The organism is Pectobacterium polonicum (genome assembly GCF_005497185.1).
GTDB lineage: Bacteria > Pseudomonadota > Gammaproteobacteria > Enterobacterales > Enterobacteriaceae > Pectobacterium > Pectobacterium polonicum.
Genome location: NZ_RJTN01000021.1, coordinates 76,582 through 86,745, shown reverse-complemented (window position 1 = coordinate 86,745; position 10,164 = coordinate 76,582). Strand labels below are relative to the sequence as shown.

At 48.9% G+C, this 10,164-nt stretch carries 10 protein-coding genes, 2 tRNA genes and 1 rRNA gene; 6 read left to right on the top strand and 7 right to left on the bottom strand.

Going from position 1 to position 10,164, the window contains the following annotated elements; genetic code table 11:
* The 3 genes from rrf to EDI29_RS18360 all read left to right on the top strand — a co-directional run.
* Positions 1-91: ribosomal RNA gene (gene rrf, locus EDI29_RS18370) — 5S ribosomal RNA — on the top strand; the annotation flags it as partial.
* A gap of 52 nt (positions 92-143) precedes the next feature.
* Positions 144-220, top strand: a tRNA-Asp gene (locus EDI29_RS18365).
* A gap of 232 nt (positions 221-452) precedes the next feature.
* Complete coding sequence (locus EDI29_RS18360; protein ID WP_137742043.1) at positions 453-1,241, top strand: endonuclease/exonuclease/phosphatase family protein; 789 nt, start codon at positions 453-455, stop codon at positions 1,239-1,241.
* 60 nt (positions 1,242-1,301) lie between these two features.
* On the opposite strand, the gene mltD is transcribed toward EDI29_RS18360, so the two are convergent.
* Positions 1,302-2,669, bottom strand: coding sequence for a murein transglycosylase D (mltD, locus tag EDI29_RS18355; RefSeq protein WP_137742042.1), 1,368 nt, complete (start codon positions 2,667-2,669; stop codon positions 1,302-1,304).
* Positions 2,670-2,739: 70 nt separating this feature from the next.
* Positions 2,740-3,495 carry a hydroxyacylglutathione hydrolase gene (gloB, locus tag EDI29_RS18350; protein WP_137742041.1) on the bottom strand — a complete coding sequence of 252 codons (756 nt, stop codon included), beginning with the start codon at positions 3,493-3,495 and terminating at the stop codon, positions 2,740-2,742.
* A gap of 42 nt (positions 3,496-3,537) precedes the next feature.
* Here gloB and EDI29_RS18345 point away from each other — a divergent pair, with 42 nt between their 5' ends.
* Positions 3,538-4,248 (top strand): class I SAM-dependent methyltransferase, encoded by a 711-nt coding sequence (locus EDI29_RS18345; RefSeq protein ID WP_137742040.1) that lies wholly within the window; start codon positions 3,538-3,540, stop codon positions 4,246-4,248.
* A 19-nt stretch (positions 4,249-4,267) separates the two neighbouring features.
* On the opposite strand, the gene rnhA is transcribed toward EDI29_RS18345, so the two are convergent.
* Positions 4,268-4,834, bottom strand: a complete 567-nt coding sequence (rnhA, locus tag EDI29_RS18340; protein ID WP_167494535.1) for a ribonuclease HI — start codon at positions 4,832-4,834, stop codon at positions 4,268-4,270.
* Between rnhA and dnaQ the strand changes: the two genes are divergently transcribed.
* Entirely contained in the window at positions 4,788-5,525 is a 738-nt protein-coding gene (dnaQ, locus tag EDI29_RS18335) for a DNA polymerase III subunit epsilon (RefSeq protein WP_107169954.1), read from the top strand. The two genes, rnhA and dnaQ, sit on opposite strands and share 47 nt — an antisense overlap.
* Before the next feature lie 169 nt (positions 5,526-5,694).
* Positions 5,695-5,771: transfer RNA gene (locus tag EDI29_RS18330), tRNA-Asp, on the top strand.
* 94 nt (positions 5,772-5,865) lie between these two features.
* On the opposite strand, the gene nrdF is transcribed toward EDI29_RS18330, so the two are convergent.
* The 4 genes from nrdF to nrdH are packed head-to-tail and all read right to left on the bottom strand — an operon-like array spanning position 5,866 to position 9,668.
* Positions 5,866-6,828, bottom strand: a complete 963-nt coding sequence (nrdF, locus tag EDI29_RS18325; protein ID WP_137742038.1) for a class 1b ribonucleoside-diphosphate reductase subunit beta — start codon at positions 6,826-6,828, stop codon at positions 5,866-5,868.
* Positions 6,829-6,852: 24 nt separating this feature from the next.
* Positions 6,853-9,015: a class 1b ribonucleoside-diphosphate reductase subunit alpha gene (gene nrdE / locus EDI29_RS18320; RefSeq protein WP_137742046.1), complete on the bottom strand. Its 2,163-nt coding sequence runs from the start codon at positions 9,013-9,015 to the stop codon at positions 6,853-6,855.
* Positions 9,012-9,419 carry a class Ib ribonucleoside-diphosphate reductase assembly flavoprotein NrdI gene (gene nrdI / locus EDI29_RS18315; protein ID WP_137742037.1) on the bottom strand — a complete coding sequence of 136 codons (408 nt, stop codon included), beginning with the start codon at positions 9,417-9,419 and terminating at the stop codon, positions 9,012-9,014. Before nrdI ends, nrdE begins: the two co-directional genes overlap by 4 nt.
* A 9-nt stretch (positions 9,420-9,428) precedes the next feature.
* Complete coding sequence (gene nrdH, locus EDI29_RS18310) at positions 9,429-9,668, bottom strand: glutaredoxin-like protein NrdH (RefSeq protein WP_014916295.1); 240 nt, start codon at positions 9,666-9,668, stop codon at positions 9,429-9,431.
* Positions 9,669-10,164 lie beyond the last annotated feature (496 nt).

The following is a 10,164-nucleotide window of genomic DNA, read 5'->3' as shown; positions in this document are numbered from 1 at the left end:
CACCTGACCCCATGCCGAACTCAGAAGTGAAACGCCGTAGCGCCGATGGTAGTGTGGGGCTTCCCCATGTGAGAGTAGGGAACTGCCAGGCATCAAATTAAGCAGTAAGCCGGAGTAATCTGGTGGTTGTAAAGAAATTCGGTGGAGCGGTAGTTCAGTTGGTTAGAATACCTGCCTGTCACGCAGGGGGTCGCGGGTTCGAGCCCCGTCCGTTCCGCCACTTATTTGAAAAGCCCTAAGCATTAGCTTAGGGCTTTTTCTTGTATGTATAACATTAGAGTTTTTAGATAACTTTCTCTTTTTTCTTCTTCTTACGTTTTTTCGCCAATCATTTTCTCTTTTTCTTCTCTACGGGCAGTGCACGCGACAAGTCTGCGATAAAATTCTTATAACGGAAGAGGACATTTTTTTGGTAGGGTATTTGGTGTATTGAAACGGATAGTGGACGAGTCGTGCGGAAAAGAACCTATGCAATGAGATATGTTGCCGGCCAACCAGCCGAACGTATCTTTCCTCCTGGGGAAATGTATTATCCTGGGCAAACGATACCGACAGGCTCGTTGTTGCTGGAGGGGGATGTTTTACGCGTAATGGTGTGGAATATTTTTAAGCAACAAAGAATGAATTGGCTTTCTGTGTTGCAGAATTTCGGCAAAGATACCCAGCTTGTCCTATTACAGGAAGCGCAAAGTACGCCAGACCTTATCCGTTTTGCAACCACTAACTACCTTTCTGCCGATCAAGTACCTGCCATTATCCTCCCGCAGCACCCATCCGGTGTGATGACGCTATCAGCAGCCCAACCTGTATATTGCTGTCCTTTACGTGAACGGGAACCTTTACTGCGTTTGGCTAAGTCTTCTTTAGTAACGGTCTATGCGCTTCAGAATGGGCAGAGGCTGATGGTTATCAATATCCATGCGGTTAACTTTAGCTTTGGTGTTGAGGTTTATACCAAACAACTAGCTGCAATTGGGGAACAGCTCATACATCATCAAGGGCCGGCTATTATGGCTGGGGATTTCAATGCATGGAGTCAGCAACGTATCAATGCACTTAATCGGTTTGCGACAAGGATGGAGTTGCAGGAGGTCTATTTTGTTGATGACCAGCGGCGTAAGGCGTTTGGACGACCGCTAGATTTCGTCTTTTACCGTGGGGTGATCGTTAACCAGTCTTCTGTATTGGTGACTCAGGCCTCAGATCATAATCCACTGCTTGTCGAATTCAGCCTGATTTAATGGCGATAAAAAAACAGCCCTCTACATTTCTGTAGGAGGGCTGCATTTTGTTGCTGATTCTTAAGAATCAGGTTTTATGTTGCTGCTAACATAAAGCGTCAGACGATCGCCTGGCTGGATGTTGGCATTCTTATTGATAACCGTATTCCAGCGCATTACATCAGCGATATTTACGCCGTGGCGTTTAGCAATACTTGCCAGCGAATCACCCTTTCGTACTTGATAGGTGATAGAGCTGCTATTACCTGACGCTTTGGCAACTTGCAATGTCTGTCCAACCCTGAGCGCACCAGCGCTACGTAGATTGTTCCAGCTCTGCAAATCTTTAGCGCTGACATTAAGCCGCGCTGCAATTGCCGATAAGGTGTCGCCTGAGCGTACCTTATATTGCTGTGATGCTGACTGCGTTTGCGCTAAGCGTGTTGGTTGAATCGCTGCGATGTCACCATCAGCCAGTGAATCTTTCAACTGCTCAACGTGAGCTTTAGGAACCATAATGTAATGTGGCCCATTTGGTGCGGTTACATTACGCTTATAGCCCGAGTTATAGCTCTTCAGCTTATTCAACGACAGGCCAGCCATCTCAGCGGCTTGAGTCAATTCTATCTGCTGCCCCAGCTCAACCTTGGCTAATGCCCGGCTTTCATTGGGTTGCGGCAGGCTTACGCCATACTTCTTGCTGTTTTTAAGAATATCGCTCAAGGCTAACATCTTAGGAACATAAATGGACGTTTCACGCGGTAACGCCAATGCCCAAAAGTTGGTTGATTTTCCTTTTGCTTTATTTACTTTCATCGCCTGCATGACACGGCCTTCACCACTGTTGTATGCGGCAACCGTCAATAACCAGTCACCATCAAACATCGTGTTGAGACGTTGCATCATATCCAGCGCAGCTGTCGTAGACGCAATTACGTCGCGACGCCCGTCATACCACTGGTTTTGTTTCAAACCATAATTAAGTCCTGTGCCAGGGATAATCTGCCATAGCCCAGCGGCATTGGCGGATGATGTGGCACTTGGATCAAAAGCGCTCTCCACTATGGGTAGCAGTACCAGTTCCATCGGCATTTTACGTTGCTTAATCTGCTCGACTATCCAGTACATGTACGGCTCTGCCCGTAATGTTACATCGTGGAGATAGCTCTTATTTTTCAAATAACGCGTTTTTTGCTCGCGGACCCGGGCGTTATCCGGAACCTCCATCTTCAGCTCGTCGCCAATGAAGTTCCACAGATCTCGTTGCGCGAGGCTATCGTCATCTAACCATCGCGCGGAGGCCTCTCGGCTATCTGTGTACTTTCCTGCTTCACTTTGACTTGCCGAAGACAAACTCTGTGCATGCTGTTTCGGTTGCGAGGTGTCATGTGGCGATACCTGACAACCGACTAGCAAGACTGAGGCGATGATTATCGCTTTAGCCTTCATATGTTGGTCAATAGTTGCTTAAAAGACGAGCAAGGATACTTTGATTAGAGGAATAGCACAACCTAAACCTTCAGAAGCAGTCTTTCTTGCTGCGTAGCAGCTCAAAAACTTGCCAATTCTCTATATTTTCAGGTTCTTTTGATAATTTTCTTTTTAAATCAAATTCATGGCAACGGAGAAAAAGATTAATTCTTCTTTCCAGCCCTAATGTTGTTGGCAGGCTAGACTGCGATTTTTCGCGTATCTGGCTGATTTTATGGAGATAAGCTTCAATACTTGGCTCTTCTGGCCATATAGCATTAGAAAACGTTAAGTTTGATAACGTGTATTCATGGGCACAGCACACTACGGTATCATCAGGGAGTGCTGCTATTTTACTAATTGATTCATAAAGTTGCTTCGCTGTTCCTTCAAGTATTCGGCCGCATCCTGCTGAAAATAGCGTATCACCGCAGAACAAAAACGGCGCATTATAGTAGGCAATATGACCTAATGTATGCCCTGGAACCTCAATTGCAGAAAATTCCGAATTTAACAAAGAGACGGTATTTCCTTCCTTGACGAGATAGGTTGCGCCGCATTTAGCGGTTTCTTTCGGGCCGAAAACGGGCAAGTTAGGGTAATGATTGAGTATCTCACGGACACCTCCCACATGGTCGTTATGGTGGTGAGTGAGCAAAATTGCTTCGGGGAAAAGTGAGTTTTGAACGAGCGCATTTAGCACTGGGCTCGCCTCACCCGGATCGACGATCACACAACGCTTGTCTTTATTACTCAATAACCAAATGTAGTTGTCCTGAAGTGCGGGGATACTGATAAGATTCATTCATCACCTCTTTTTCTAGCAGCCTGAGGGCGAGAACAGACGATGAAATCGGCACAAATTCCTCAGACCATTGTTGCCCCTGATTCATGGGATGATATCACCTGCGGGCAGTTTTATCGCGAGTCGCTTGAGCTGGCTTTGTTGCCATGGTGGCCAAAACTCTTTGGTTTTCACCTTATCAAGATAGGGGCGCTGAGTGCAGAAATCGATGTAACAGAGTGCGCAATCGCGCATCAGGTTAACGTTGCTCCACACGGTGATAATCTTCAGGTCGTGGCTGATGCCCATCAACTGCCTTTCTCTGAAAAGTCGATCGATGCCTGCTTACTTGCTCAAACGCTGTCTTATTCGTCGGACCCACATCGTGTTCTACGCGAGGTTGATCGCGTTTTGATCGACGATGGTTGGTTAATCCTGAGCACATTTAATCCGATCAGTTTGGTTGGTCTTGGCAAACTGATCCCTCGGGTTAATAAAAAGCATCCCTATTGCAGCCGTATGTTTACTCAAATGCGCATCACGGACTGGTTGGGGCTATTGAACTATGAGGTTATTCATCAGACTCACTTTCACGTTACGCCATGGCGAAGGAATAAGGGGAAGTTGAATAAACATATTCCGATGCTAGGGTGCCTGACGTTAATTATTGCCCGAAAGAGAACGATTCCGCTAACGTTCACGCCGATGAGAACGCGGTTGCAGAAAGCATCTGTGCGCCGCACAGTGGGCGCAACAAAGATATATCGGAGATGAGAGAGATGCCTACGGTGATTTACTCCGCCTGATAGCCAATGTCATCAAGTGTTGGCGCACTGGCGGCGGCGCGAGCAAGCTCATCGCAGCGCTCGTTTTCTGGGTGTCCGGCATGCCCTTTTACCCATTCCCAGCGCACGGAATGACGTTGAATCGCGGTATCCAACCTTTTCCAGAGATCGACATTCTTGACGGGTTTTTTGTCAGCGGTTTTCCAACCACGCTTTTTCCAGTTATGAATCCAACTGGTGATCCCCTGACGAACATATTGGCTATCTGTGCTGAGTACGACATCACAGTCGGTGGTCAGTGTTTCAAGCGCTGCAATCGCGGCCATCAACTCCATTCTGTTATTCGTTGTAAGACGATAACCTGCACTTAACGCTTTTTCGTGCTGCTTGTAGCGCAGCAGGGCGCCATAACCGCCGGGGCCGGGATTACCGAGGCAAGATCCGTCGGTGAAAATTTCTACCTGTTTGCGCATCTCTGGTAGACTCTCCCTCATGGTAAAAACGGCAAGTCTGACATAAACGAAAACGATGAGCACTGAAATTACGCGACAAATCGTCCTCGATACAGAAACCACCGGTATGAATAAACTGGGGGTTCACTACGAAGGGCATAAAATTATCGAGATCGGTGCGGTCGAGGTGATTAACCGTCGCCTGACTGGCCGCCATTTTCACGTCTACATCAAACCCGACCGTTTAGTTGACCCAGAGGCCTATAACATACATGGTATCAGCGATGAATTTCTTGCTGACAAACCGATGTATGCTGATATTGCGGATGATTTCCTCGATTTTATCCGTGGCGCGGAGTTGGTCATTCATAACGCGATGTTTGATATCGGCTTTATGGATTATGAATTTCGATTGCTGAATCGGGATCTTCCTAAGACGGAAACGTTCTGTAAGATCACCGATAGCCTGCTTATGGCGCGGAAGATCTTTCCCGGCAAACGGAACAGTTTGGATGCGCTCTGCGATCGCTATTTAATAGATAATAGCAAGCGTACGCTGCACGGCGCATTGCTCGATGCCGAGATTCTGGCAGAAGTTTATCTGGCGATGACCGGTGGTCAAACGTCGCTAACTTTTTCGACGGAAGGTGAAACGCAGCAGCAGAATGAGAATAGCGAGACGATCCAAAGAATTGTCCGTCCACAATCAGCGCTAAAGGTGCTTTATGCCGATGAGGCCGAGCTATTAGCACATGAGCAACGCTTGGATCTGATTGCTAAAAAAGGTGGTAGCTGCCTGTGGCGAGCAGAATAATACCGCTGAAGTATCCCCCTTTACATAGCAAGATAGATAGGTCGTTATGTCATGGGGAGAGAATAGTCACTAAGCTGAAATTATAAGCAAACAGAAGCGGTTAGTTATAAAAAGCATTGACGTAATAGTGCCATCATCTTAGTATTCATCTCGCTCAGTGAGCATGAGTGGAGCGGTAGTTCAGTTGGTTAGAATACCTGCCTGTCACGCAGGGGGTCGCGGGTTCGAGCCCCGTCCGTTCCGCCACTTATATGAAGACCCTGAATCAGCAATGATTCAGGGTTTTTTCATTTCTGATTCTTATAGAAAAATGGCCACCAAAAATGCGATGGCCGTTTTTTTAAAAATCCCAATCTTCGTCTTCTGTGTTGACGGCTTTACCGATCACATAAGATGAACCTGAGCCAGAGAAGAAGTCGTGGTTCTCATCGGCATTTGGCGAGAGCGCCGAGAGAATCGCGGGGTTCACATCCGTCATGCTGGCGGGGAACAACGCTTCATAACCCAAATTCATCAGCGCTTTGTTCGCGTTGTAGTGGAGGAATTTCTTCACGTCTTCCGTCCAACCGACGCCGTCATAGAGCTCCTGCGTATACAACACCTCATTGTCATACAAATCCTGTAGCAGATCGTAGGCGAAATTTTTCACCTGCTGCTGACGAGCAGGATCGGCCTTCACTAACCCACGCTGGAATTTGTAGCCAATATAGTAGCCGTGTACCGCTTCGTCGCGGATGATCAGTCGGATCAAATCCGCTGTGTTGGTCAGTTTGGCGCGGCTTGACCAGTACATTGGCAGATAGAATCCAGAGTAGAACAGGAATGATTCCAGAAACACGCTGGCGACTTTCTTCATCAGCGGATCGTCACTGCGGTAGTGCGACAGAATAATGTCGGATTTCTTCTGTAACGCCGTATTCTCTTCGCTCCAACGATACGCATCATCAACTTCGCTGGTTAGACACAGCGTCGAGAAAATAGAGCTGTATGAGCGGGCATGCACCGCTTCCATAAAGCTGATGTTAGACAGCACGGCTTCTTCGTGCGGCGTCACCGCATCGGGCATGAGCGTCGGCGCGCCCAGCGTATTTTGGATGGTATCCAACAGCGTCAGGCCAGTGAACACGCGGATCGTCAACTGACGTTCGCGGGCATTCAGCGTGCTCCACGATGGAATATCGTTAGAAAGCGGCACCTTTTCCGGCAGCCAGAAGTTAGACGTCAGCCGGTTCCAGACTTCCAAATCTTTGTCGTCTTCAATTTTGTTCCAGTTAATCGCCTGGACGCGAGTGAGTGCGGTCATGCTTCGATTTCCTTCCGCGATGGCTTATAGCGCACAGGACACACAGCCCTGAACTTCGGTGCCTTCCAGCGCCATCTGCCGTATGCGAATGTAATAAATAGTCTTAATGCCTTTGGTCCAGGCGTAGATCTGCGCTTTATTGATGTCGCGCGTGGTGGCGGTATCGCGGAAAAACAGCGTCAGCGACAGCCCCTGATCGACATGCTGCGTTGCGGCGGCATAGGTGTCGATAATCTTCTGCGGCCCGATTTCATAGGCATCCTGGTAATACTCCAGATTGTCATTGTTCATATATGGGGCAGGGTAGTAGACGCGACCGATCTTGCCCTCTTTACGAATTTCGATACGTGACACAATCGGGTGAATGCTGGACGTCGAGTGGTTGATATACGAAATCGAACCGGTCGGCGGAACCGCTTGCAGATTCTGGTTGTAAATGCCGTGCGCAATAACAGATTCGCGCAGTGCCGCCCAGTCCTGCTGAGTGGGAATGTGGATGCCAGCCTGTTCAAACAGCTCACGTGCGCGGTCTGTTGTCGGTTCCCACTGTTGTTCGACGTATTTATCAAAATACTCGCCCGTGGCGTATTTGGAGAGTTCAAAACCTGCGAAACGCTGGTTACGCTCTATCGCTAGCGCGTTTGATGCCCGAATCGCGTGGAAAGCGACGGTGTAAAAATAGATATTGGTGAAATCGATGGCTTCTTCTGTACCGTAAAAAATACGCTCTTTCGCCAGGTAGCCGTGCAGATTCATCTGACCTAAACCAATCGCATGGGATTCGTCGTTGCCTTTTTCAATAGACGGCACGGAGCGGATGTGGCTCATGTCGGAAACGGCGGTCAGCGCGCGGATCGCCATTTCAACTGTTTGGCCGAAATCGGGCGAGGCCATTGCGTTGGCGATATTCATCGAACCGAGGTTACACGAAATGTCTTTGCCGATGTGACGATAGCCAAGATCGTCATCGTACAGGCTGGCGTCATTGACCTGCAAAATCTCAGAGCACAGGTTGCTCATATTGATGCGGCCGTGAATCGGGTTTGCGCGATTCACCGTATCCTCAAACATCATGTAGGGATAACCGGACTCGAACTGGATCTCGGCGAGGATCTGGAAGAATTCGCGTGCCTTGATTTGGGATTTACGGATGCGCTTGTCGTTAACCATCTCGTGGTATTTTTCGGTGACGCTAATTTCCGACAGCGGCACGCCGTAAACCTGTTCAACATCATAAGGTGAGAACAGGTACATCACCTGATTATTCTTCGCGAGCTGGAATGTGATATCGGGGATGACCACACCCAAAGACAGCGTCTTGATACGGATTTTCTCATCGGCATTTTCCCGCTTGGTATCCAGAAAACGCAGAATATCCGGGTGATGCGCGTTGAGGTACACCGCGCCCGCGCCCTGACGCGCACCAAGCTGGTTGGCGTAGGAGAACGCATCCTCCAGCATTTTCATGATCGGGATAATGCCGGACGATTGGTTCTCGATACGTTTGATCGGCGCACCGGTTTCACGGATGTTGCTAAGCATGAAGGCGACGCCACCGCCGCGTTTTGAGAGCTGAAGCGCGGAGTTAATCGCGCGACCAATCGACTCCATATTATCTTCAATGCGCAGCAGGAAGCAGGAAACCAGCTCGCCGCGCTGTTTTTTACCGCAGTTGAGAAACGTGGGCGTGGCGGGCTGGAAACGTCCGCTGATAATCTCGTCAACCAGCGCGCTAGCCAGTGTTGTGTCCCCTTTGGCAAGCGCTAGCGCTACGAGACAAACGCGATCTTCGTAGCGTTCAAGATAGCGTTTGCCATCAAAGGTTTTCAGCGTATAACCGGTATAGTATTTGAACGCACCCAAAAAGGTTTGAAAGCGGAACTTGTGAGCGTAAGCCTGCTGGAAAAGGCTCTTGATGAAATCGAAATGGTATTGATCCAGCACGTCCGCTTCGTAGTAACCTTCTTCGACCAGATAACGCAGCTTTTCTTCCAGATTGTGGAAGAACACGGTGTTCTGGTTCACATGCTGTAGGAAATAACGGCGCGCCGCGAGCTTATCCATCTCGAACTGGATATTCCCCTCTGCGTCGTAGAGGTTGAGCATCGCGTTCAGCGCATGGTAGTCGAGTGTATGGTAATCGAGCGAGTGGGCATCCGCGTCGGCTTTGGTTGCCTTTGCACTCACGTGGTCTGTTGTTGCCAAAATTCAGTTACTCCCTTACGCACGTTTGCAACGTCTTCTGCCGTGCCGAGCAATTCAAAGCGGTACAGGTAAGGCACCTGACATTTCTGCGCAATGATGTCACCGGCGATGCAGTACGCTGCACCGAAATTGGTATTGCCTGCGGCAATCACGCCGCGTAGATAAGCGCGATTGTGCGGATTGTTGAGAAAGATGATGACCTGACGCGGCACAGCCCCTTTCGTGCTGCCTCCGCCGTAGCTGGGGACAACCAGAATATAGGGGCGTTCAACTTTCAATGCAGGCTGTTCTGTCGCTATCGGGATTCTCAGGGCGGGTAAGCCGATCCTGGAAATGAAGCGATGCGTGTTTTCCGACTGGCTGGAGAAATAGACCAGCGGGTTCATATTGCCCCCTTACTGCAATTGCAGGGCGGCGTTCAGAGTACTGATCTTATCCGGGCGGAAGCCGCTCCAATGATCGTCGGCCGTCATCACGACGGGCACCTGCTGATAGCCCAACGCTCTTACCTGCTGTAACGCCTGTTCATCTTCAGTTAAGTCCACCAGTTGATAGTTAATTCCTTGCTTGTCCAACGCACGGCATGTGGCGTTGCATTGAACACAATCTGGCTTAGTGAAAATAGTAATACGCATGATTCGTATTTACCCTTTGGCGTGAAAGAAGTATGTCGGAGCGGCTATCTTCAGGGCATGTGCGCCCGAACCGATCCACTGGGTAGCGACCCGTTACGTGACGGCTACACAAAGAATACTAGATGTGGGCATTTAAAATTTCAACCACACAAGATATATGATTTTTAGTTGACCTTATACCAATTGACGCAAACCCAGATGCAGCAAGGCTGGGAGAGAATGCAAGTAAAAAATGCAGAAATAAATAAATGTGACGCGCATCATTTTTGACGAAATAGTGTGCGACGAAATGAAGGGTAATGTGGGAAAGACAAAAGCCAACATGACTAATCCAGCTTTCCTTTGGTAAAAGGTGGCTTCTTAGTAACGCTTTTTTATGCTGACTAAGAGACAATTTCGTGCGCAATGAAACCAGCATTTTCATGCTACTTCATAGCACGCGCCCGACGCAGGGCGCTCAGTCGCCGCCGCCCTGCGAACCCAGGCTTCCGGCTAA

Bases quoted from the DNA above. Each gene is read 5' to 3' on its own strand.
- nrdF (WP_137742038.1), bottom strand. From the start codon at position 6,828: ATGACCGCACTCACTCGCGTCCAGGCGATTAACTGGAACAAAATTGAA.
- mltD (WP_137742042.1), bottom strand. From the start codon at position 2,669: ATGAAGGCTAAAGCGATAATCATCGCCTCAGTCTTGCTAGTCGGTTGT.
- EDI29_RS18345 (WP_137742040.1), top strand. From the start codon at position 3,538: ATGAAATCGGCACAAATTCCTCAGACCATTGTTGCCCCTGATTCATGG.
- nrdI (WP_137742037.1), bottom strand. From the start codon at position 9,419: ATGAACCCGCTGGTCTATTTCTCCAGCCAGTCGGAAAACACGCATCGC.
- nrdH (WP_014916295.1), bottom strand. From the start codon at position 9,668: ATGCGTATTACTATTTTCACTAAGCCAGATTGTGTTCAATGCAACGCC.
- dnaQ (WP_107169954.1), top strand. From the start codon at position 4,788: ATGAGCACTGAAATTACGCGACAAATCGTCCTCGATACAGAAACCACC.
- gloB (WP_137742041.1), bottom strand. From the start codon at position 3,495: ATGAATCTTATCAGTATCCCCGCACTTCAGGACAACTACATTTGGTTA.